This window comes from Pectobacterium quasiaquaticum (assembly GCF_014946775.2).
In the GTDB taxonomy this organism is placed as follows: domain Bacteria; phylum Pseudomonadota; class Gammaproteobacteria; order Enterobacterales; family Enterobacteriaceae; genus Pectobacterium; species Pectobacterium aquaticum.
The window spans coordinates 1,602,032-1,624,854 of the sequence record NZ_CP065177.1; the positions used below are offsets into that span (position 1 = coordinate 1,602,032).

A 22,823-nucleotide genomic window follows, 5' to 3' on the forward strand; every position below is an offset into this window, starting at 1 on the left:
CATTTCTGATTATGAGCCAATGAGTGTTGTAGCGGTTGCGGAGCGCATGTCCTACCGATCGTGATATATTTAATGTACATTAAAATCAAGTAATTAGCGGTAATTTTTGGCGATAGCTGACAGATGACGTAGCAAGTTGATGTGGCGAAAAATCACTCTCTTAATCGCAGTTAAGGGACGGCGACGAGTGGCGAAACGGTTGTCGCTAAATTTTATCTATCTGTTTTTTCGACATAAGAATTTATCTTTTATTACGCCATCAAAGAAACGACCTTTAGAGACGACAGCGTCAGAAATAAATTTTTTATAGATAGATTCAGGCACGCCAACATATTGATAGATATCTTTGTTATGAAACGCTATCTCAAGGGTGTGCGTCTTTGGGTCATACCCAATGGAATCAATTCGTGATGATGAAATCTGCTGCCGCTGCAATGTCTGTTCCTCCCCAGTGTAAAATAAGATCAAAGTATAAAAAGGTTTACTGCATGACGCATTGTCGACGATCATGCTTATTTATTGAATATGTATCAAATTTCTGGCGGGTTGGTTAGTAAAATCGTTAGTTTATCGCCGGTCAAGATCACCTGAATAATTGAATAATTGATATGTAGTGACAGAGAGGGGCAATATGGCGTTGTTAAAAAAATAAAATTAATCATTTCATACAGCTACTATTCCTACCGTAGTTTTAAATGATGATGCTGTTTTTTGATGTTAGAAGCTATTTTGAGATAAATTTATGAAAGTTAATGATCTGGTTACGGTTAAAACCGATGGAAAGACGCGGCGTGAAGGGACGATTCTTGCTGTAGAAACGTTTCAGGAAGGGGTAATGTATTTAGTTGCATTGAAGGATTACCCATCTGGTATCTGGTTTTTCAATGAGATGGATAGCAAAGACGGTACGTTTGTTGAACCAAAGATATTGCCAGAAAAAGAGTAAATGGGATGATGCCAATATGCGAGCATTGTCCGAGTGAACAATGCTCGCAGTGATGTTGGTATCCAGTATTAGAACGTTTCCCAGTTACCGTTTTCCGTGTTGGCCTGACGGGGAAGGGCGAGTGATGAACGGTCCTTGGCAGCCAATGCGTTCGGCCGAGCCGGTGCGGAATGACCGCCTGATAAATGGCTGGACAGCTTAAATGTTGCAACCGCACGGGTAAGCAATGCTGCTTGCTCTTCGAGTGATGCCGCTGCGGCACTGGCTTCCTGAACGAGCGAAGCATTTTGCTGTGTCACGCTGTCCATTTCAGATATCGCCTGACCGACCTGAGTAATCCCTCGACTTTGCTCGTCAGAAGCAGATGCAATCTCACCCATGATGTCGGTGACGTTAGTGACGGCATCGACGATCTCTTTCATGGTTTGACCCGCGTTATCAACCAGAACAGAACCACTGCTGACCAGATTTACCGATTCAGAAATCAGCGTTTCTATCTCTTTTGCTGCTTGCGCACTGCGCTGTGCGAGGCTGCGAACTTCACTTGCTACGACGGCGAAACCGCGACCTTGCTCTCCCGCTCTGGCTGCTTCAACCGCCGCATTGAGTGCGAGAATATTCGTTTGGAAAGCAATGCTGTTAATAACGCTGGTAATCTCAGATATTTTCTTTGAGCTGCCTGAAATACTGTTCATCGTGTTCACAACGTTTGCAACGATTTCACCGCCTTGCTTGGCTTTTCCTGAGGCATTTGCGGCGAGCTGGCTAGCATGATGCGCATTTTCTGAGTTTTGCTTCACGGTTGCGGTTAATTGCTCCATGCTTGCCGCCGTCTGTTCAAGCGCTGCGGCTTGCTGTTCTGTTCGCGAGGAAAGGTCGGTGTTACCGGATGAGATCTCCGTCGAACCTTGGTAAATAGAGTCTGCGCTTTCCCGAACGGTGGTGACAGTTGTGACCAGAGAAGACTGCATTTGTTGAACGTTTCTGGCTAGCGTGCCAATTTCATTTCTGCCATAACGGTCCGACATTTGAGTCAAATCGCCCTGCGCAATGCGCTGAATTCTCATGACCAATTGATTTATCGGTTTGATGAGGATCCCGCGCAACAGGAAGAATGTCAGAAGCGTTAAAATGGTGGCCAGCGCAAAGCTGCCGCCCATTAACGAATATCCAAGCAGTGCATTTTTATGCGCGGTTTCGTTTAAATCTTTCGCTCTTTGTGTGCGGTAAGCGACAGCTTCTAGCAAAAATTTGTTATAGGCCAAATCCAAAACCCGGGTTTCTTCTGATTCGAGAGTGATAACCTCTTCAAACAGGCCTTGTTTTGCCGCAGTGAGCATCAGCATAAGACCTTGGTTGACGTACGCGTCATAGGACTTACGCAGATCGCCATCCAACGCCATATCCTGAGGTGTTTTAACCGAACGTTGTTCATAGACAAGGAAGGCTTTTTTCGACTGTTCCAGACGCTGCTCAGCCTGTTTCAGGTTGTCATTGAAGACCTGAGAATCACCAATACGCGCAGCCGCTGCCGCTTGAATTAGCAGCAGACGTGCGGTGCGAAGGTGGTTGGAACTGTTTGAGATCCCCATTCGGGTATCGATTTCTTGTGTGACGTCGTCTAATGACTGATTGCTGCTTTGTAGAAAATAGCTGGATGTGCCAATAGATGCTGCAAATAACAGCATGATACCACCCAGAATAATGATGAATAAGGGTACTAGCCGTAAATTGCTCAGCATGCCTGCCTCTGCGTGCTGCTCAGACCTTGACGTTATTTTCATATCCATGCGCTCATTCTCAGGAGTTTATGATTTACCATGCCACGCGCTGCGGCATTGGCGTTTAGGTTTTAGTGTCTACATTAATGACAATTCATTAGCTAAACAACCAATGTAAAAGATAATCGGCCCATATTGGGAAACCTTAATCAAATTCTATGCGATCCCGATCACGTTTTTAACGCTTTAAAAAGAAAACAGAAATACGTGATGAGAAATCATACGGATTGTATAATAAAAATAAAGAGTCTGCCTCCTAACTTTATTTGTCTGAGGTTCAACGCTATTATGGAAAATCTATCTTCGGAGGGATTTTTTTTGGAAAAGCGTACGCATTTTTTTTCGGATAAAAAAATTGTTTTTTTTATCGCCACATTATGCTGTTTGCTCTGGGGAAGTGCTTATCCGGCAATTAAAAATGGCTACGAGCTGTTTCACATTGCAGATAATGATGTTCCTGGGAAGCTCGTTTTTGCAGGCTACCGGTTCGCGTTCGCTGGGCTGTTGCTCTTGGTGCTTGCTGTGTTAAGCGGACGCGCCATCGGGCGCTTTCAGCGTGGGCAGTTAGTGCAGTTAACTACCCTTGGAATATTCCAAACATCGCTGCAATATGTTTTTTTCTATATCGGTCTGGCTTATACCACCGGTGTTAAAGGTTCGATCATGAATGCAACCAGTACTTTTTTTAGTGTACTGCTAGCTCATTATCTATACCAAAATGATAAATTAAATGTCAATAAACTAATTGGTTGTATATTAGGCTTCGCTGGTGTCATGGCCGTTAATATCAACAGTAACGGAATGAACATTGGTTTTACGCTGTTAGGTGATGGGTTCGTTGTTATTGCTGCATTTATTTTGTCTGCATCGACTATATATGGTAAGCGGATATCACAAACGATGGATCCAACGGTGATGACCGGTTATCAACTGGCTATTGGCGGAATTATTTTAACCATGTCAGGATACTGTACCGGCGGGACACTCATGATACCTGATTGGGAAGCTGTACTGATGCTAGGTTACCTTATTTTGCTTTCTTCAGTCGCTTTTTCGTTATGGAGTCAATTGTTGAAATATAATCGGGTCGGTATGGTCGCACCATTTAATTTCCTTATCCCTGTTTCTGGTACGCTGTTGTCAGCACTGTTTCTTGATGAAAGCATTCTGGAGTGGAAATATTTCTTTGCACTTGTCTTGGTATGCTCAGGTATTTGGCTGGTTAACCGAATCGTGAAAAGCGATCGTAAAATTCCTCTGTGATCCAACTCATCTATCGTACTGAAGGCACTGTTTGTAGTGTGATGCTTGAGCTCGTTGAAACCGAAAACCACTTCATACTGCAGTGCCTACATTTACCCCCCAAAAATCACTAATTTCTTTAATATCAATACAGTAATGTTTAACCACCTTTTTGCAGCGAGAGCGATATGCTTTGTTGTCGTTGCAACTGATTTCTGGCAGAGGATAGATAAATGTTGCTCTATAACATGAGGTTAAGAGTTTTTTGGGTAAAAAGTGTAAGTTTTTCGTGAAAGGTATAAACTTACATAACGGCATGTGTTTGGGATATGATGGATTTTCTATATATCTATCATTTATATAGCAACCAAATTGTTTCTTTTTTATTATTTTTAATGCTCTTCTTTGTAACGTTTTGTGTGCGTTTTTGGCGTAAAAATAAGCATAAAAGTGATCTGACCAGACAGCGTTTAGCTCATAGCGCTTTCATTTGCGTGATCTGTATCACATAATGGCCAAATTCATTCTTCAGTCGCGTTGTATGTGCTATGGATTAGGCGGTACAGTTGCGCTGTTTTAGGATTAATCCTATGCTTTAGTTGAAGCAAGTCTTCAGGGTGGAACAAGAAAGCAACGCATGAACGGATTCGCAGCGTGATGCGTAAAGTTGGCAAGTAACCATTGCCCGAATAAGAAATGATAAAACAGTAGCTCGCAGTATCTGGCACCGATAGTTTTTTATGCCATCAATGGAGAGTGATTTTCGAACTGGGCGATATGGTCTATCACTTAACTTATGTTTTAAACATAGCCTGTCGGGATGGGAAATATGGGTACCTCTGAATTACTCAAACACATTTATGACATTAATCTGTCTTATTTGTTACTAGCACAACGTTTAATTAATGATGAAAAAGCTTCTGCTATGTTTCGTCTTGGTATCAATGACGAGATGGCAGATATCTTGATGCAACTAACTTTACCGCAGATGGTGAAATTGGCAGAAACTAATCAATTGATATGCCATTTTCGTTTTAACGATCACAATACAATCAAAGTCTTGACTCAGGAATCACGTGTGGATGATTTACAACAAATTCATACGGGGATTTTGTTGTCGAGTAACTTATTACAACAGTTAACTTCGAAAGAAGAAAACCTGCCTAAGAAAAGGGCATAAGTAATGGCGGAGAAAAGTATTGTTCAGGAGGCGAAAGACATCCAATTGGCGATGGAACTCATTTCGCTCGGTGCTCGGTTACAGATGCTGGAAAGTGAAACTCAGTTAAGCCGCGGACGTCTGATTAAACTGTACAAAGAACTTAGAGGAAGTCCGCCGCCAAAGGGAATGCTACCTTTTTCAACGGATTGGTTTATGACTTGGGAACAGAATATTCACTCATCAATGTTCTACAACGCTTACAGCTTTTTAATCAAGAGTGGGCAGTGCAGCGGTGTTGAAGCGGTTATTAAATCTTATCGGCTTTACCTGGAACAGTGTGCGCCGCAGAGCGATTCTCCACTGTTGGCATTGACGCGGGCTTGGACGTTAGTCCGTTTTGTTGACAGCGGTATGCTGCAACTATCGTCATGCAATTGTTGCAAAGGGATGTTCATTACTCACGCTCACCAACCTAAAAACAGTTTTGTTTGTAGTTTGTGCCAACCCCCTTCCAGAGCGGTAAAAAGGCGTAAACTTTCGCAAAATCTTGCCGATATAATACCTCAACTGCTGGATGAACAGGTAAAACACGCAGTCTGAGCCTGTAGCGATTTGTGAATCTATCATTGTTGATTGTGAAAGCGGTGATAGATTTTTTCCTCTAGAATGTCTTAGCTACGGCTCCGCAGTTTTATCTCTCTTTCCGCCCACCTTTTTATTATAAGGATTTCTTGTGCTGGTTATATTGGGTTATATCGTCATTGTGGCCTCGGTACTCGGCGGTTATCTCATGGTCGGTGGGGCCTTGGGAGCGCTTTATCAACCTTCTGAGCTGCTGATTATCGGCGGTGCTGCGGTAGGCGCTTTCATTGTTGGTAATAATGGAAAGGCGATAAAAGCAACACTACGTGCGCTACCTCTTCTGGTCAAAGGCTCTAAGTATAATAAAGCATTGTATATGGACCTCATGGCGTTACTCTTCCGTGTGATGGCCAAATCTCGCCAGCAAGGTATGCTTTCCTTGGAATTTGATATTGATAACCCTCGCGAAAGTGAAATTTTCTCAAGCTACCCCAATATTCTTGCTGACAACAATGTGGTTGAATTTATCACCGATTATTTACGGTTGATGGTCAGCGGTAATATGAATGCATTTGAGATTGAAACGCTGATGGATGAAGAGATCGAAACGATTGAGCATGAAAGTGAAATACCTGCATCGAGTTTGACGATGATGGGTGACGGCCTTCCTGCATTTGGTATCGTCGCTGCAGTTATGGGTGTTGTTCACTCACTGGCCTATGTTGACCGGCCTGCAGCTGAGTTGGGGATGATGATCGCTCACGCCATGGTGGGTACCTTCTTGGGAATTCTACTTGCTTATGGCTTTGTCTCCCCATTAGCCGCATTACTGCGCCAGAAAAATGCAGAAAAAATCAAAGTATTGCAATGCATTAAAGTCACTTTACTGTCTAGTCTTAATGGTTACGCGCCGCAAATTGCCGTTGAATTTGGTCGTAAAACACTGTACTCGACGGAGCGTCCTTCCTTTACTGAATTGGAAGAACACATTCGTCGTGTGAAATCGCCGACTCAGCAAGCGTCGGACAGTAATGCATGAAACATCAGCATCCCATTATTCGCAAAAAGCGTAAGTCTGGACATGGGGGCCACCATGGTGGCTCTTGGAAGATTGCCTACGCTGACTTCATGACAGCAATGATGGCATTGTTTCTTGTAATGTGGCTTATCGCAATTTCTACGCCAATGCAGTTAGCGCAAATCGCGGAGTATTTTCGTACCCCGCTAAAGGTTGCATTAACTTCAGGTCCTAAATCAAGCGACAGTTCCAGTCCCATCCCAGGTGGAGGGAATGATCCCACTCAGCAAGATGGTGAAGTGAAAAAAGCCATCAAAACGGATAACGTGGAAAAGAAGTTGGATGAGGCGCGGCTCAATAAATTGCGCGAACGTTTGGATCAGTTAATTGAGGCTGACCCTCGATTACGAGCACTCCGCCCGCATCTGTTAATTGAAATGATTGATCAAGGGTTACGCATCCAAATTATCGATAGTCAAAATCGCCCCATGTTTAAAACTGGGAGTGCACAGGTTGAGCCCTATATGCGAGATATCCTGCGTGCGATAGCCCCTATCCTGAACGATTTCCCGAATAAATTGAGTATATCAGGCCATACTGATGATGTTCAGTATACGACAGGGGAACGTGGTTATAGTAACTGGGAATTGTCTGCGGATCGTGCTAATGCATCACGTCGAGAGCTTATTTTTGGGGGCTTGTCTGATGGAAAAGTTTTGCGCGTTGTGGGTATGGCTGCGACAATGCACCTAAAACAGGCTGTAAGTGGGAATGATGCGATTAACCGGCGTATCAGTTTGTTGGTATTGAGCAGACAAGCTCAAAAGGATATTGAAGAAGAAAATGCAGAAAGCTCTGCTGTAAATATAGACAAAGTGGAAAATTTACAAAATATGCAGTTGGGTAAGCCTAAACCTACCATTCCGGCTGCCGAAAATAGTGATAATAACAATACGAGTGGAAGTGGTGGGGCATTGCCACAACCAACTAATGGAGTTCCTGCTCCAGAGCGTCAACAGCCAACCACTGCGTTGCCTGCTGCGCCCGATAGTCAGGCGACGCCTTCTCAATAAGCCGCGATTCACAGCAGAGGTGACCACGTGAGCATGGACATGAGTGCTTTTTATCAAACGTTCTTTGATGAAGCAGATGAATTACTTGCAGATATGGAACAACACTTATTGTTGTTGGATCCGTCCGAACCCGACACTGAGCAACTGAATGCAATTTTCCGTGCAGCTCACTCCATAAAAGGAGGCGCTGGCACATTCGGTTTTAAAGCATTGCAGGAAACTACACACCTGTTAGAAAACCTACTCGATGGAGCAAGACGTGGCGAAATGCGTCTTAGCACTGATATCATCAACCTGTTTCTGGAAACAAAAGACATTATGCAGGATCAGTTGGACGCTTATAAAACCGCACAGGAACCCAATGCTGAAAGCTTTGAGTATATCTGTCAGGCCTTGCGCCAGCTTGCTCTGGAGTCTAAAGCCGATGGTGACGCAGCCGCATCTGATGCGTCGGCCGCAACACAGAACTCTGCTAGCCCAGCCTCTAATGGTGCAGGTAAAGGTGAAATGCGTATTGCATTAACCGGCCTGAAGTCTCAGGAAATACCTCAGATGCTGGAAGAGCTTGGCAATCTGGGGACGGTTAAAGATCCACATCAAACTGACACTAGCGTAGAAGTGACATTGGTCACGTCTGAAAGTGAAGACGATATTAGCGCGGTTCTGTGTTTTGTACTTGAACCTGAGCAAATCAGCTTCAAATCTGCTGTGGCCAGCCAACCTGTTGTCGCTGAAGTCGTAGAGACATTGGCGGTGGTTCAAGCACCCGCCGCAGCTGCTCCAGTGGCCCCGTCTGTGCCAGTTGCTGCAAAACCGCAAGTTGCGCCGGAAAATGGAAAAAATAAAGCAAAAACTGGTGATACTAGTATTCGTGTAGCGGTTGAGAAGGTTGACCAACTTATCAACCTCGTTGGTGAGTTAGTGATTACGCAGTCCATGCTGGCGCAGCGCTCAAGCGAACTCGATCCTGTGGCGCACGGCGATTTGCTCAACAGTATGGGGCAGTTGGAACGTAACGCTCGCGATCTGCAAGAATCGGTTATGTCGATCCGTATGATGCCGATGGAATATGTATTTAGCCGTTTCCCTCGATTGGTTCGTGACCTCGCTGCGAAATTGGATAAGCAGGTTGACCTAACGCTGATGGGGAGTTCGACTGAGCTGGATAAGAGTTTGATCGAACGTATTATCGATCCTCTGACGCACTTGGTGCGTAACAGCCTCGATCACGGTATCGAATCTCCAGATAAACGCGTTGCTGCAGGTAAGTCTGCGGTGGGTAACTTGACGCTTTCTGCGGAACATCAAGGCGGTAACATCTGTATTGAAGTTATCGACGATGGGGCAGGGCTCAACCGCGAGAGAATTCTGGCTAAAGCTTTGTCTCAAGGTTTGGCCGTGAGTGACTCGATGTCTGATGAAGAAGTGGGCATGTTGATCTTTGCTCCAGGTTTTTCAACCGCTGAGAAAGTCACCGACGTTTCTGGCCGTGGTGTCGGCATGGATGTGGTGAAGCGAAATATTCAGGAAATGGGGGGGCATGTCGAAATCCACTTCCAGGCCGGAAAAGGCACGACTATCAGAATCCTGTTGCCACTAACGCTCGCGATCCTTGATGGCATGTCTGTTAAAGTTAACAAAGAAGTCTTTATTCTACCACTTAACGCCGTGATGGAGTCCTTGCAGCCGCAGTCGGAAGACCTGTATCCGTTAGCTGGCGGAGAAAGGGTATTGCAGGTTCGTGGTGAATATTTACCTCTCGTTGAACTGTTCCATGTCTTTGATGTAGATGGCGCTAAGACGGATGCTACTCAGGGTATTGTCGTTATTTTGCAAAGTGCGGGTCGACGTTATGCCTTGCTGGTCGATCAACTGATTGGGCAGCATCAGGTCGTCGTTAAAAACCTGGAAAGTAATTATCGCAAGGTGCCAGGCGTTTCAGCCGCTACCATCCTTGGTGATGGCAGCGTTGCGCTGATTGTGGATGTTTCAGCGTTACAAGCGCTCAATCGTGAAAAGCGTGCGGTTGAAACTGCTGCTTAATAAAACAGATCATTAATAAAGGGTGGAAAACATGACTGGACTTGCAAGCGTCACGAAATTAACTGGCGAAACAGTAGGACAGGAATTCCTGATTTTTACGCTGGGTGACGAAGAGTACGGCGTTGATATTTTAAAAGTACAAGAAATTCGCGGTTATGACCAAGTAACGCGTATTGCTAACACACCTTCCTTCATTAAAGGTGTTACCAACCTACGTGGTGTCATTGTACCGATCGTTGACTTGCGCATTAAATTCGCCAAGCAGGATGTTGAATACGATGACAACACGGTTGTGATTGTTCTCAACCTTGGTCAGCGTGTTGTCGGGATTGTTGTAGATGGCGTGTCTGATGTGTTGTCATTGACTACAGACCAAATTCGTCCCGCGCCGGAGTTTGCTGTAACGCTGTCAACGGAGTACCTGACTGGTTTAGGCTCTTTGGGCGAGAGAATGCTGATTCTGGTTGATATCGAGAAGCTGTTGAGTAGTGAGGAAATGGCGCTGGTTGATAGTGTATTGAAAGTCTAATCTATCGGCCTCCGGGGGCTACGAAAGTGGCCCCGAAAACCTTCCTTAGTCATATTCTTGTTAGTTCAGAAATTCGTAAAGATATCCAGAATAATGCCGATATAATAGGTGGTTGGTCTACTCAAAAGGCGTTATATGTTTAACCGTATAAAAGTTGTTACAGGTTTGATGCTTGTACTCGTGTTGTTTGGAGCTCTTCAGCTTATTTCTGGTGGTTTATTCTTTAGTGCATTAAAAAATGATAAGGATATCTTCAGTTCAACGCAGGTTATTAACCAAAAGCGTTCCGAGCTGGATTCGGCATGGTCATATTTATTACAGACTCGCAATACACTTAACCGTGCGGGGACGCGTTTTGCGCTTGATGCAAGTGGTACGGGGGCGGGGGCTGGCGGTAAAGAGCTTCTTACCTCTGCTGAAAAGCAGCTCGCGGTGGCAAATGATTATTTCATTCGATATGAGAAAATACCTCAGGATGTACGACAGGATGACAGTATTTCTCGTGGTGTAAAAGAAAACTATGTCGCTCTAAATGCAGCATTGACTGAACTGATTCAATTTTTGAACGCTGGGGAATTTAAGAAATTTATTGAGCAACCGACCCAGCGCTTCCAGGATAACTTTGAAAAAGCGTATTACGCTTATAAAGCTGAAAGCGATAAACTTTATCAGGCTGGTATAGCTAAAAATGATGCAGCTTACGACTCAGCGCTCTGGATCCTTGGCTTCATTATCGTGTTGGTTTTTGCGTTAGCGCTGATGTCTTGGGTTGGTATTCAACAGCTATTAATAAGGCCGCTAAATAATATTGTTGAACATATTCGTCATATTGCGAAAGGCGATATGACAAAAACGACTAACTTTCACAGCAGCAATGAAATGGGCATTTTGGCTGAGAGTATTCGCCATATGCAAAGTGAGTTTGTTTCAACAGTTAGTGCGGTTCGACAAGGTGCTGATGCCATTTATACTGGTGCTACAGAAATTAGCGCTGGTAATAACGATCTTTCATCGCGTACCGAACAACAGGCTGCTTCATTAGAAGAAACAGCAGCAAGTATGGAACAGTTGACCGCAACAGTTAAACAGAATGCGGAAAATGCTCGTCAGGCCAGCCAGTTGGCACTCAGTGCGTCAGAGACGGCGCAGAAGGGGGGTAGGGTTGTCGATAATGTCGTCAAAACCATGCAAAATATTGCTGGAAGTTCGCAAAAAATTGCCGATATCACTAGTGTGATTGATGGTATTGCTTTCCAAACTAACATTCTTGCCTTGAATGCGGCGGTTGAAGCAGCCAGAGCAGGGGAACAAGGCCGTGGTTTTGCGGTTGTCGCAGGTGAAGTCCGTAGTTTGGCACAACGTAGTGCTCAGGCTGCGAAAGAAATTAAAAGTTTGATTGAAGATTCTGTCAGCCGAGTTGATGAAGGTTCTGCACTGGTTGAAAACGCGGGCGAGACGATGGGAGAAATCGTCAGTGCTGTCACTCGTGTAACGGATATTATGGGTGAAATTGCCTCTGCTTCTGATGAGCAAAGTAAAGGTATTGATCAGGTTGGCCAAGCTGTAACTGAGATGGATCGAGTTACGCAGCAAAACGCCTCCTTGGTTGAAGAATCTGCCGCTGCGGCTGTTGCATTGGAAGAACAAGTGAAAGTACTGAATCAGGCTGTTGCCGTATTCCGCCTCTCTGAAGATGAAGGCTCGTTTAGAAGGGCGACAGCAGGCCAAAAAAACGCATTGTTGGCTTCAGCAGTAAATGGCAGTAAAAAGGCGAAAGAAGGTTCATCAAATGATAATTGGGAAACGTTCTGATCAGAACCGTCATGTAGACTATAAGTAACCCATGCTGTAGGAACATCGTTGATGAGATAACCCCCAGCCACTTACACTTACATGCAGGTGGCTGGGTGATTGTTGATTCGCCATAATGTAAAAAAATGAGCATGCGAGTAGTTGATGAGTGCACACTTGAGGTTTGTAAGTGATACAGCACTTGGCGGTTTGAAGCAGTGTAATTCATGGTATTGTTCAATCTGTAATTTGTGTTACAGACATGATGGGTGAGGTTGGCTTTGGTATTACCAATACAGTGTCAGTTTTAAATCGTAATTCGATGAATAATTGACGAATGACAATAAAAACCTGCGGTAGCTGTGAAGGAAAGTTCAAATTGAAAAAACATCATAGCAAGAATCAGTATCCGAGCAGTGTGATATGAAAAGTACGCCATCGAGAAATCGCCCCGAGTCTGCTTCTATTCTGACGCAGATGGTTGACAGATTGCCGTTGTCGGACACCCATTTCCGCCGAATCAGCCAATTAATATATCAGCGTGCTGGCATTGTCCTTGCCGATCACAAACGTGAAATGGTTTACAATCGTTTGGTTAGACGCCTTCGCTTGCTTGGAATCAATGATTTCGGTCAGTATTTAGCACTATTAGAGTCAGATCCTAACAGTGCAGAATGGCAAGCTTTTGTTAATGCGTTAACCACTAACTTGACGGCGTTTTTCCGCGAAGCTCACCATTTCCCTATATTGGCTGAGCATGCCAAAAAACGTCCTAATGGTTACACTATCTGGAGTACGGCCGCCTCTACAGGGGAAGAACCGTATTCATTGGCGATGACTCTTGCTGAAGTTTTGGGTAATAAAGCGAGCGGGTGTCAGGTATGGGCCAGTGATATTGATACCCAGGTGCTAGAAAAGGCAACCGCTGGCATCTATCGCCATGAAGAATTGCGCTCTCTTTCTCCACAGCAGCTACAGCGTTTTTTTTTACGCGGTACCGGACCACATAGTGGTTTGGTTCGTGTTCGCCCTGAGCTTGCGTCAATGGTGCATTTCCAACAACTCAATCTGCTCGCACCTGATTGGTCCGTTCCCGCGCCATTTGATGCTATTTTTTGTCGTAATGTGATGATTTATTTCGATAAAGAAACTCAAGAGCGTATTCTCCGTCGATTCGTCCCAATGCTTAAACCGGGTGGGCTGTTATTTGCTGGGCATTCAGAGAATTTCAGCCAGATCAGTCGTGAATTCTATCTGCGTGGGCAAACTGTATATGGGCTGGCTAAGGAAAGATAATGAGCAAGATAAGAGTATTATGTGTTGATGATTCTGCCCTCATGCGTCAGATCATGACTGAAATAATTAATAGCCATCCTGATATGGAAGTTGTCGCTACTGCCCCAGATCCGTTAGTCGCTCGTGATTTAATTAAAAAATTTAATCCTCAGGTATTAACGCTGGATGTTGAAATGCCGCGTATGGATGGACTGGATTTTCTTGAGAAACTTATGCGTTTGCGCCCGATGCCTGTTGTCATGGTATCGTCCTTGACTGGAAAAGGGTCAGAGATTACGCTTCGCGCGCTGGAGCTTGGTGCGATTGATTTTGTTACCAAGCCACAGTTAGGTATCCGTGAGGGGATGTTGGCGTACAGTGAGTTGATTGCGGAAAAAATTCGCATGGCCGCTAAGGCGCGTCTACCGCAACGTAGTACTGCCGCAGAGTCGACAAAGATTATTCAGCATATGCCATTACTCAGTAGTGAGAAGCTGATTGCGATCGGTGCGTCAACGGGGGGAACGGAAGCGATACGGCATGTATTACAACCCCTGCCGCCGACAAGCCCTGCATTATTGATTACACAGCATATGCCACCGGGTTTTACGAAGTCTTTCGCAGAGCGTTTGAATAAATTATGCCAGATTACGGTGAAAGAAGCAGAAGACGGGGAACGTGTTCTTCCTGGTCATGCATACATTGCTCCAGGTGCACGCCATCTGGAACTGGCACGTAGTGGGGCAAACTATCAAGTACGTTTAAATGATGGACCTCCCGTCAATCGGCATCGTCCATCAGTTGACGTGTTATTCCGTTCGGTTGCGCAATACGCCGGGCGAAATGCCGTAGGGGTAATCCTTACTGGAATGGGCAATGATGGGGCAGCTGGTATGTTGGAACTCCATCAGGCTGGTGCTTATACTCTCGCCCAAAATGAAGCAAGTTGTGTGGTTTTCGGGATGCCGCGTGAAGCGATTGCGATGGGTGGCGTTGATGAAGTGGTGGATTTGCACCAGGTGAGCCAGCGTATGTTGGCACAAATCTCTGCCGGACAGGCATTACGTATATAAGCAGCTCTTGGTGAGCAATAAATATTTTAGGAGTAGGTATGGCCGATAAAGAACTCAGATTTCTGGTAGTGGATGATTTTTCGACGATGCGCCGAATTGTCCGTAACCTGCTGAAGGAACTGGGCTTTAATAACGTAGAAGAGGCAGAGGACGGCGCAGATGCACTGAATAAGCTTCGCTCCAGTGCTTTTGATTTCGTCATTTCTGACTGGAATATGCCCAACATGGATGGACTGGAGCTATTACAGACTATTCGTGCTGACGGCGCGCTTTCCAGCCTTCCCGTGCTGATGGTAACGGCAGAAGCAAAGAAAGAGAACATTATCGCTGCGGCACAAGCGGGTGCTAGCGGCTATGTAGTTAAACCATTTACTGCAGCTACCCTTGAAGAAAAACTGAGTAAGATTTTCGAAAAATTGGGTATGTAAGGGGATCTTATGACGCCACATATGCCGTCCGTGAACGACACCGCTTCAGCAACCGAGATCATTTCGCGTATCGGTCAATTGACTCGTATGCTGCGCGACAGTTTGAAAGAGCTGGGTTTGGATAATGCGATAGCAGAAGCAGCAGAGGCTATTCCTGATGCCCGCGATCGTCTTGACTATGTTGTCCAGATGACTGCGCAAGCTGCAGAGCGTGCTCTGAATTGCGTAGAGGCTGCACAGCCACGTCAAAACCAACTAGAAGCGGATGCCAAATCCCTGAAAACCCGTTGGGATGAATGGTTTGAAAACCCAATTGAACTGGCAGATGCACGTGAATTAGTGACGGATACGCGTAGCTATCTTGAGGATGTACCACAGCATACCTCGTTTACCAACGCACAACTGTTGGAAATTATGATGGCGCAGGATTTCCAGGATCTTACTGGTCAGGTAATCAAGCGTATGATGGATGTTGTCCAGGAAATTGAAAAACAACTGCTGATGGTGTTGCTGGAAAATATTCCAGAAAAACCAGATTCACCTAAGCGTCCTAATGATGGTCTGCTCAATGGACCTCAATTGGACAAAGGAGCAGCAGGTATCGTCGCCAATCAGGATCAGGTTGACGATCTTCTGGATAGTCTCGGATTCTGATAAACCTTGCTTCAAAAAAAGAAGTCATCTTCTTTTTTGAAAAGGTTACCATCACCGTCGCCCCAGTTATTTATGGCCAGTACTTATGGCCATAAATAGCTAAATTCGTTTTTCTCTTCCCCTTAATTCTTACTATGCGTTAAAGAAGCGCTGGTTTTTCCCGTTGTTCCAGCCATAAAACTTTCTCGTATTTGTCATGCTAGGCAGCAAATTCCTATCCCGAAAGTCGTAACAGGAACGCCATAGTGGCTGAAGATAGCGATCTAGAAAAAACAGAAGCCCCCACTCCCCAAAAAGAGGAGAAAGCGCGTGAAGAAGGGCAGATCCCGCGATCGCGAGAACTGACTTCTGTTCTGATGATGGTCGCAGGTCTGGCTATTTTGTGGATGGGAGGCGAAGCCATGGCTGGCCGATTGGCCAGAATTGTCTCACTGTCGTTAAACTTTGATTACGCAACGATTGGTGATGACACTCAAATGCTACGGCATGTCGGCTCATTACTGCGTCAGGCTGTATCGGCGTTGATGCCAATTATGCTCGGTGCTGTGTTGGTTGCGCTGTCAGCACCTTTGCTGCTTGGTGGGATATTATTTAGTACCAAATCATTACAGGTTGACTTCAAAAAATTAGATCCTATTTCTGGGTTGAAACGATTGTTTTCCGCTCAATCACTCGCTGAGCTCTTCAAGGCAATATTGAAATCAGTCGTGGTTGGGATCATTAGTACCTTGTTCTTGATTCATAACTGGCCGAAGATATTGCATCTGGTATCTGAGGCGCCGATTGCGGCGATGGGTGATGCGCTAGAACTGGCCGTGATGTGTGGTTTCCTTATTATCATGGGCCTCATTCCCATGGTCGCTTTTGATGTGTTTTGGCAAGTTTGGAGCCATATCAAAAAGTTACGAATGAGCAAGCAGGAAATTCGTGATGAGCATAAACAGAGCGAAGGTGACCCGCATGTTAAAGGTCGTATTCGTCAGCAGCAGAGAGCAATTGCTCAGCGTAGAATGATGGCTGATGTGCCGAAGGCTGATGTGATAGTCACTAACCCGACGCATTATGCGGTAGCATTACGTTATGATGAGAAAAAAATGAATGCGCCGAGAGTGTTAGCTAAAGGGGCTGGTGAAATTGCGTTGCGTATTCGTGATTTGGGGGCCGAACATCGCGTTCCTATTTTAGAAGCCCCTCCGTTGGCGCGAGCGCTATTTCGTCATTCAGAGGTCGGACAGCATATTCCGGCTGCGCTGTATGCCGCTGTTGCAGAAGTCTTAGCCTGGGTTTATCAACTGAAACGCTGGAAGCGGGAAGGTGGATTAATTCCTAGAAAACCGAAACATCTACCCGTGCCGGATGCACTGGATTTTGCTAAAGAGAATATTACTGATGGCTAATTTGGCCTCTTTGCTTCGTTTACCGAGTAATATGAAAGGTGGCCAATGGCAAATATTAGCCGGACCAATATTGATCCTGCTGATACTTTCCATGATGGTATTGCCGCTGCCGCCATTCATTCTGGATCTGTTATTTACCTTTAACATTGCACTGTCCATCATGGTATTGCTGGTTGCGATGTTTACACAGCGGACGCTGGAGTTTGCTGCGTTCCCTACGATTCTGCTGTTTTCTACTTTATTGCGTCTTTCGCTCAACGTCGCTTCTACCCGTATCATTTTGTTGGAAGGGCATACAGGGACTGCCGCCGCAGGTAAAGTGGTTGAAGCATTTGGTCACTTTCTGGTAGGCGGAAATTTTGCCATTGGTATCGTGGTCTTTATCATTCTTGTCTTAATCAATTTCATGGTTATCACCAAAGGTGCCGGACGTATCGCTGAAGTCGGTGCTCGCTTTGTATTGGATGGAATGCCAGGCAAGCAAATGGCGATTGATGCTGATCTTAATGCTGGAATCATTGGTGAAGAAGAAGCGAAAAAGCGCCGAGCTGAAGTCACTCAGGAGTCAGATTTTTATGGCTCAATGGACGGTGCCAGTAAATTCGTGCGTGGTGACGCTGTCGCTGGATTGATTATCATGGTCATCAACGTCATTGGTGGATTGGTCGTTGGTGTTGCGCAGCACGGCATGCCAGTAGGACAGGCAGCAGAAAGCTATACGCTACTTACCATTGGTGATGGACTGGTTGCCCAGATTCCAGCTCTGATTATTTCTACCGCCGCGGGTGTTATTGTTACTCGCGTGAGTACCGATCAGGATGTTGGCCAGCAGATGGTCACCCAGCTATTCAATAACCCACGAGTGATGGTGCTGAGTGCGGCGGTTATTGGACTTATTGGTCTGGTTCCTGGAATGCCCAACTTTGTCTTTCTGTTATTTACCGCAGCTTTGTTAGCGCTTGCCTGGTGGATGCGTGGAGAACAGCAGAAAGAACCCGTCATGCAACCTATGCCAGCATCAATGGAGAAGCATCAGATTGTTGAAGCAAGCTGGTCTGATGTACAGCTTGAAGATCCGCTGGGTATGGAAGTTGGTTATCGATTAATCCCAATGGTTGACGCGCAGCAAGATGGCGAACTGCTGGGCAGGATTCGTAGTATCAGGAAAAAGTTTGCCCAGGAAATGGGATACTTACCGCCAGTGGTTCATATCCGGGATAATTTGGAACTTCAGCCTGCCAGCTATCGCATACTGATGAAAGGTGTTGAGGTGGGTAGCGGTGAGGCTCATCCGGGTCGTTGGATGGCGATCAATCCGGGTAATGCTGTTGGCTCTTTGTCTGGCGATATCACGAAGGATCCGGCGTTTGGGCTCCCAGCGGTCTGGATTGATAATGCCCTCAAAGATCAGGCTCAGGCTCAAGGATTCACTGTCGTAGAGGCAAGTACCGTAGTAGCAACCCACCTGAACCACTTAATTGCATTGCATGCCAGTGAACTGTTTGGACGGCAGGAAGCTCAGCAATTGATGGATCGCGTTGCGCAGGAAATGCCAAAACTGACAGAAGATTTCATTCCGGGCGTGGTGACGTTAACGACTTTGCATAAGGTCTTGCAGAATTTGCTTAGCGAGAGGGTTTCGATTAGGGATATGCGTACCATCATGGAGACATTGGCTGAACATGCGCCGGTGCAGCCAGATCCTTATGAACTCACTACGGTGGTTAGGGTTGCTCTGGGGCGTGCGATAACTCAGCAGTGGTTTCCAGGAGACAGTGAACTTCAGGTTATCGGTTTGGAAGGCTCGTTGGAACGACTCCTGTTACAGGCGCTTCAAGGAGGCGGTGGTCTCGAACCGGGGCTTGCCGATCGCTTGCTTGAACAGGCGAAACAAGCGCTACAGCGGCAGGAAATGTTGGGTGCTCCGCCGGTTTTGCTTGTGAACCATGCTTTGCGTGCTTTGCTTGCCCGATTCTTGCATCGTAGTCTGCCAAACATGGCCGTACTGTCTAATTTAGAAATCAGCGATCATCGCCAGATTCGCATGACATCAGTGATAGGGGAAACTCAGAAGTGAGGACGATGATGCATTTTCTGGCTGCAGTCGTGATGGCATTCCCGCTCTGTGCTATCGCGACGCCCGGTAGTTGGAACGGAAGTATGACGGGCATAAAACTTGATCATCGTGGTGAAATGGTTACGACGTCAGCTTTTGTTCCTAACATAGCGGTTAATCCAGATGAAACGATTACGACAATATATTGGCGGCACGTGATTGATTCTGTGATACCAGTAGGGCTTGTTGTGAAATTGTGTTCACAATCACCGCAGCGCTGTGTTGACTTAGACGGGAGTGGTGACGGGCAAACTCAAGCATTTAACGGATTGGCTGCTAATAATGAGTTTCGTTTTGTATACTACATTGAAGGAAATGGTCGTATTAATCATACGTTCAGCGTGCGTACGATCGATATTGCGGTAAATTATAAGTAGTTTTCTAAGTGGCTGTTTAGATGGTCAAAAGTCTCTGCCTAAAGCGCAGAGACTTTTAGAATGTAATTTTCCTACCGCCAACTGTTACACCTTTCGACTGACCATCTGGGCCATACAATCCCTGACCGTGACGAGGCTTCAATATGTTGATGGCTTCGTTCGTGTAGGCAATATGCCGGCTAAGCAGAAGGCCATTATGCTGATTCTGATCATTCAAACGCCTGGTTAACTCTTGCACTTGCTGCCAGTAAGTCGACAGTTTTTCAATGCCGTCATAAGGCGCTTGCAACTTAAGAGTCGATTCAGTTTTATGGCGCTGCGTTTCCAAATGCTGCATCGTCGCTAGCAAGGACGTTTTCTTCTCTGTTACCTGTTGCAGCGCGATGCTATTAATATGGCCAGCGCAAAGCAGGGTTTGCTCTTCAGACATAACAACATCGAGGTCACGTAAGTTGCTCAGCAGCTGATCTAAAATAGCTTGCAGATTTTCCATAAATATTAATTACCTGCTAAAAAATCCTGCGTCTCTTTAAGCAGCGCATCCGCGATTTTTCCGGCGTCCATGTTAAGTGAGCCATCACGAATTGCCTGCTTCAAGGTTTCAACCCGGTTCATGTCTATGTCGTGCGTACCTGGCTGCATCAACTTTGCCTGCGCATCGCTCAGCTTCACCTGCGTTGCACTTACTTCAGACTGGACTTCAGTCTGTGTACGTTTAGCTTTAGCGATATCGCCAGATTCACGTTGCTGCACTTGACTGACCGGCTTCAGTGACTGGGTGCGATCAATACTCATAATACATCCCTCTAATTTGAGGATAAATGGTTAATAATCAATGTGTTAAGGAGTATTTATCACATTGGTGTTCAATTCTAAAACGTCATCATTAATGACTCTGTAACTATCATCGGCAAACATGAGCAAATCTTTAATTAATTACTGTGAGATCAGAATAATCCCATCTTCGTTTGCGATTCCGCTGACTATTTGTCCATTTGCCGTTCTGACTCTGACCCCTTGCCCATCTGCCGCGTTGTTCATGGCTTTTCCTTCGCTATTGATTGTAAAGCCTTCCCCTTGGGCAATAATTTGCACTAACTGACCGGCCTTTACGACCCAAGCGCGCCGGATCATAGACGCGGTAATAACCTGGCCAGGAGTGAGATCGCGCAAAAGGACTGCGCCTTGTGCGTCTGGTAACGTCAGTATAGGGCGCAACGGTAATAAATCGAGCCTGCCTTTTGTCAAACGAACGTCTTTTTCCGTCAGCGTGGTTCCTCGATTTATCAGTCGTGCACTGGTGACATAATTCCCAGTTACCTGAACTTCGATTTGAATGAAACGACGATGTTGCCCGCAACGTACGGACAGGCTCACATTACCCCACATTTTCGCATTTCCAGGCAGCGCGATTTGCGGCGCTTGGCACTCTGGCCATTGCGATTCTGGCGATTTTACCACAACGTTTACGGTATTCGTGCTTCCCTGAAAGCGTGAGGCAAAAAATTGATTGACCTGTGCAGGAAGGTCGTTGGCATTGACTGCTGTACAAAGGGTGAAAAAACAGGACGCAGCCAGATAGAGGTAATAATGTATTGTTTTCATTCCTGCCCAGCTCTCCTGATTCTGATTATATTGGGCGTTAAGTGTAACGATGCCAGCATGAGGTTAAGGCAATAAATAGCGCTGCATTTAGTGTCTATTCATTCGATGGTATAGCCATCATGAGAATTATCCTACTTACTCCAAATTCTAACTTGCGGAGGGAGCATGCTTGATAAATTAGACGCCTCATTGCGGTTTCAGCAGGAAGCGTTGAACTTGCGTGCCCAGCGGCAGGAAATTCTGGCCGCGAATATTGCCAATGCGGATACGCCAGGATATCAGGCCAGGGATATCGATTTTGCCAGCCAGCTCAGTAAAACGATGGAGCAAGGACGGGTGAACGGTACGGGTATCGCGCTGAAAACCACATCAGTACGGCATATACCAGCACAGAACTTTCAACCGCCGGAACTTGATTTGCTCTATCGTGTACCCGATCAGCCTGCGTTGGATGGTAATACGGTCGATATGGACCGCGAACGCACTAATTTTGCCGATAATAGCCTGAAATATCAATCCAGCCTGACCGTTATTGGCGGACAGATTAAAGGTATGATGTCGGTCCTGCAGTCAGGTTCGTGATCGTAGCGCGATAGGAAGGTAAAGATTCATGTCGTTATTAAATATATTCGAAATTTCAGGCTCAGCGCTTTCTGCGCAATCTCAGCGTCTGAATGTGAGCGCCAGTAATCTGGCTAACGCAGACAGCGTGACGGGGCCTGATGGCGAGCCTTATCGCGCCAAGCAAGTTGTATTCGAAGTGAATGCCGCTCCGGGGCAGTCTACAGGTGGTGTACGCGTTTCCAATGTTATTGAAGACCCATCGCCTGCTCGTCTGGTTTACGAACCGGGTAATCCGCTGGCTGATGGGCAGGGATACGTTCGCATGCCGAATGTCGACCCTGTGGCAGAGATGGTAAACACCATTTCTGCCTCGCGCAGCTATCAGGCAAACGTCGAAGTTTTGAATACGACAAAATCAATGATGCTGAAGACGTTAACCATCGGCCAATAACTGGGATATGAAATAATGTCTATCACAACTAATGATACTTCCTCTGCGGCTAAAACACAGAGTTCATCGTCGACAACGGCGGTCGAGAAGAACAGCAGCGCTGACCTCCAAAACCAATTTTTGACGCTTCTGGTTGCACAGTTGAAGAATCAGGATCCGACGAATCCGATGAGCAACGACCAGTTGGTCAGCCAACTTGCTCAGCTCAATACCGTCAGCGGTATTGAGAAATTGAACACCACCCTAGGTTCTATTTCTGGCCAGATCAATAATAACCAATCCATGCAGGCAACAACGCTGATTGGGCACAGTGTCATGATCCCTGGAAAAGACATTCTTGTTGGTAAAGAAACCAGTACCCCCTTTGGCGTAGAGCTGGAAAAAGCAGCGGAAGTTGTCACCGTTACTGTCAATGATTCGACAGGTAAAGCCGTACGTACGATCGAACTGGGGACGCTTTCTGCCGGCGTTCACTCATTCAACTGGGATAGTAAACTTTCTGATGGTACGGTTGCGCCTGATGGGGCTTATACCATCAGTGTCGCCGCCAGTACGGGGGGCGCACAGCAAGTTGTTCAGCCATTGAGCTATGCAGTTGTCAATAGTGTCGTTCGCGGCGATAACGGTGCATTGCTGGATTTAGGTCTGCGCGGCAGAGCCACCATGGACGATGTCCGGCAGATTCTGTAATGGTGTAAATTTCATGTTATTCCAGT

General features: G+C 45.9%; 24 protein-coding genes. 19 read left to right on the forward strand and 5 right to left on the reverse strand.

Annotation, left to right across the window (positions count from 1 at the left end):
- Window positions 1-216: 216 nt before the first annotated feature.
- Window positions 217-435 carry a KTSC domain-containing protein gene (locus IG609_RS07390; RefSeq protein ID WP_193399064.1) on the reverse strand — a complete coding sequence of 73 codons (219 nt, stop codon included), beginning with the start codon at window positions 433-435 and terminating at the stop codon, window positions 217-219.
- A gap of 307 nt (window positions 436-742) precedes the next feature.
- On the opposite strand from IG609_RS07390, the gene dsrB reads away from it, so the two are divergent.
- On the forward strand, window positions 743-946 hold the full coding sequence (dsrB, locus tag IG609_RS07395; protein ID WP_193400362.1) for a protein DsrB: 204 nt from the start codon (window positions 743-745) through the stop codon (window positions 944-946).
- 68 nt (window positions 947-1,014) lie between these two features.
- Here the strand turns inward: dsrB and IG609_RS07400 are convergent, their stop codons facing one another.
- The gene (locus IG609_RS07400; protein WP_193399065.1) at window positions 1,015-2,736 is read right to left on the reverse strand and encodes a methyl-accepting chemotaxis protein; all 1,722 of its coding nucleotides are present in this window, start codon (window positions 2,734-2,736) and stop codon (window positions 1,015-1,017) included.
- A gap of 309 nt (window positions 2,737-3,045) precedes the next feature.
- On the opposite strand from IG609_RS07400, the gene IG609_RS07405 reads away from it, so the two are divergent.
- The 15 genes from IG609_RS07405 to IG609_RS07475 all read left to right on the forward strand — a co-directional run bounded on the left by IG609_RS07405 (window position 3,046) and on the right by IG609_RS07475 (window position 19,487).
- On the forward strand, window positions 3,046-3,990 hold the full coding sequence (locus IG609_RS07405) for a DMT family transporter (RefSeq protein WP_404825822.1): 945 nt from the start codon (window positions 3,046-3,048) through the stop codon (window positions 3,988-3,990).
- Window positions 3,991-4,798: 808 nt separating this feature from the next.
- Window positions 4,799-5,149, forward strand: a complete 351-nt coding sequence (gene flhD, locus IG609_RS07410; protein ID WP_010279486.1) for a flagellar transcriptional regulator FlhD — start codon at window positions 4,799-4,801, stop codon at window positions 5,147-5,149.
- 3 nt (window positions 5,150-5,152) lie between these two features.
- Window positions 5,153-5,731, forward strand: a complete 579-nt coding sequence (gene flhC / locus IG609_RS07415; RefSeq protein WP_102118424.1) for a flagellar transcriptional regulator FlhC — start codon at window positions 5,153-5,155, stop codon at window positions 5,729-5,731.
- A 133-nt stretch (window positions 5,732-5,864) separates the two neighbouring features.
- Window positions 5,865-6,752: a flagellar motor stator protein MotA gene (motA, locus tag IG609_RS07420; RefSeq protein ID WP_102118425.1), complete on the forward strand. Its 888-nt coding sequence runs from the start codon at window positions 5,865-5,867 to the stop codon at window positions 6,750-6,752.
- Window positions 6,749-7,804 carry a flagellar motor protein MotB gene (gene motB / locus IG609_RS07425; RefSeq protein ID WP_102118426.1) on the forward strand — a complete coding sequence of 352 codons (1,056 nt, stop codon included), beginning with the start codon at window positions 6,749-6,751 and terminating at the stop codon, window positions 7,802-7,804. Before motA ends, motB begins: the two co-directional genes overlap by 4 nt.
- A gap of 39 nt (window positions 7,805-7,843) precedes the next feature.
- Window positions 7,844-9,847, forward strand: a complete 2,004-nt coding sequence (gene cheA, locus IG609_RS07430; RefSeq protein WP_193399067.1) for a chemotaxis protein CheA — start codon at window positions 7,844-7,846, stop codon at window positions 9,845-9,847.
- Between the two features lie 31 nt (window positions 9,848-9,878).
- Complete coding sequence (cheW, locus tag IG609_RS07435; RefSeq protein ID WP_014915920.1) at window positions 9,879-10,376, forward strand: chemotaxis protein CheW; 498 nt, start codon at window positions 9,879-9,881, stop codon at window positions 10,374-10,376.
- Window positions 10,377-10,511: 135 nt separating this feature from the next.
- Window positions 10,512-12,188, forward strand: a complete 1,677-nt coding sequence (locus tag IG609_RS07440) for a methyl-accepting chemotaxis protein (protein ID WP_193399068.1) — start codon at window positions 10,512-10,514, stop codon at window positions 12,186-12,188.
- 402 nt (window positions 12,189-12,590) lie between these two features.
- On the forward strand, window positions 12,591-13,463 hold the full coding sequence (gene cheR, locus IG609_RS07445; RefSeq protein ID WP_102118429.1) for a protein-glutamate O-methyltransferase CheR: 873 nt from the start codon (window positions 12,591-12,593) through the stop codon (window positions 13,461-13,463).
- Complete coding sequence (locus tag IG609_RS07450; protein ID WP_102118430.1) at window positions 13,463-14,515, forward strand: protein-glutamate methylesterase/protein-glutamine glutaminase; 1,053 nt, start codon at window positions 13,463-13,465, stop codon at window positions 14,513-14,515. The genes cheR and IG609_RS07450 overlap by 1 nt, the downstream gene beginning before the upstream one ends.
- A gap of 38 nt (window positions 14,516-14,553) precedes the next feature.
- Window positions 14,554-14,943 (forward strand): chemotaxis response regulator CheY, encoded by a 390-nt coding sequence (gene cheY, locus IG609_RS07455; RefSeq protein ID WP_095699942.1) that lies wholly within the window; start codon window positions 14,554-14,556, stop codon window positions 14,941-14,943.
- Window positions 14,944-14,952: 9 nt separating this feature from the next.
- Window positions 14,953-15,597, forward strand: a complete 645-nt coding sequence (cheZ, locus tag IG609_RS07460; protein WP_102118431.1) for a protein phosphatase CheZ — start codon at window positions 14,953-14,955, stop codon at window positions 15,595-15,597.
- A 245-nt stretch (window positions 15,598-15,842) separates the two neighbouring features.
- Window positions 15,843-16,994, forward strand: a complete 1,152-nt coding sequence (gene flhB / locus IG609_RS07465; RefSeq protein WP_193400366.1) for a flagellar biosynthesis protein FlhB — start codon at window positions 15,843-15,845, stop codon at window positions 16,992-16,994.
- On the forward strand, window positions 16,987-19,071 hold the full coding sequence (gene flhA / locus IG609_RS07470) for a flagellar biosynthesis protein FlhA (protein ID WP_193399070.1): 2,085 nt from the start codon (window positions 16,987-16,989) through the stop codon (window positions 19,069-19,071). The genes flhB and flhA overlap by 8 nt, the downstream gene beginning before the upstream one ends.
- Window positions 19,072-19,079: 8 nt before the next feature.
- Window positions 19,080-19,487, forward strand: a complete 408-nt coding sequence (locus tag IG609_RS07475) for a flagellar protein FlhE (protein WP_226373435.1) — start codon at window positions 19,080-19,082, stop codon at window positions 19,485-19,487.
- A 55-nt stretch (window positions 19,488-19,542) separates the two neighbouring features.
- Here IG609_RS07475 and IG609_RS07480 read toward each other — a convergent pair whose 3' ends face one another.
- The 3 genes from IG609_RS07480 to flgA all read right to left on the reverse strand — a co-directional run bounded on the left by IG609_RS07480 (window position 19,543) and on the right by flgA (window position 21,092).
- Window positions 19,543-19,980 carry a flagella synthesis protein FlgN gene (locus tag IG609_RS07480; protein ID WP_102118435.1) on the reverse strand — a complete coding sequence of 146 codons (438 nt, stop codon included), beginning with the start codon at window positions 19,978-19,980 and terminating at the stop codon, window positions 19,543-19,545.
- A 5-nt stretch (window positions 19,981-19,985) separates the two neighbouring features.
- Window positions 19,986-20,282, reverse strand: coding sequence for a flagellar biosynthesis anti-sigma factor FlgM (gene flgM, locus IG609_RS07485; RefSeq protein ID WP_116156116.1), 297 nt, complete (start codon window positions 20,280-20,282; stop codon window positions 19,986-19,988).
- Between the two features lie 141 nt (window positions 20,283-20,423).
- Window positions 20,424-21,092 (reverse strand): flagellar basal body P-ring formation chaperone FlgA, encoded by a 669-nt coding sequence (flgA, locus tag IG609_RS07490; protein WP_193400368.1) that lies wholly within the window; start codon window positions 21,090-21,092, stop codon window positions 20,424-20,426.
- A 165-nt stretch (window positions 21,093-21,257) separates the two neighbouring features.
- On the opposite strand from flgA, the gene flgB reads away from it, so the two are divergent.
- Genes flgB through flgD form a run of 3 tightly spaced genes read left to right on the forward strand, consistent with a single transcriptional unit; the run spans window position 21,258 to window position 22,797 of the window.
- Window positions 21,258-21,674, forward strand: a complete 417-nt coding sequence (flgB, locus tag IG609_RS07495; RefSeq protein WP_102118438.1) for a flagellar basal body rod protein FlgB — start codon at window positions 21,258-21,260, stop codon at window positions 21,672-21,674.
- Between the two features lie 28 nt (window positions 21,675-21,702).
- Entirely contained in the window at window positions 21,703-22,107 is a 405-nt protein-coding gene (flgC, locus tag IG609_RS07500) for a flagellar basal body rod protein FlgC (RefSeq protein WP_010279553.1), read from the forward strand.
- A gap of 15 nt (window positions 22,108-22,122) precedes the next feature.
- On the forward strand, window positions 22,123-22,797 hold the full coding sequence (gene flgD, locus IG609_RS07505; RefSeq protein WP_193399074.1) for a flagellar hook assembly protein FlgD: 675 nt from the start codon (window positions 22,123-22,125) through the stop codon (window positions 22,795-22,797).
- Window positions 22,798-22,823: the final 26 nt, after the last annotated feature.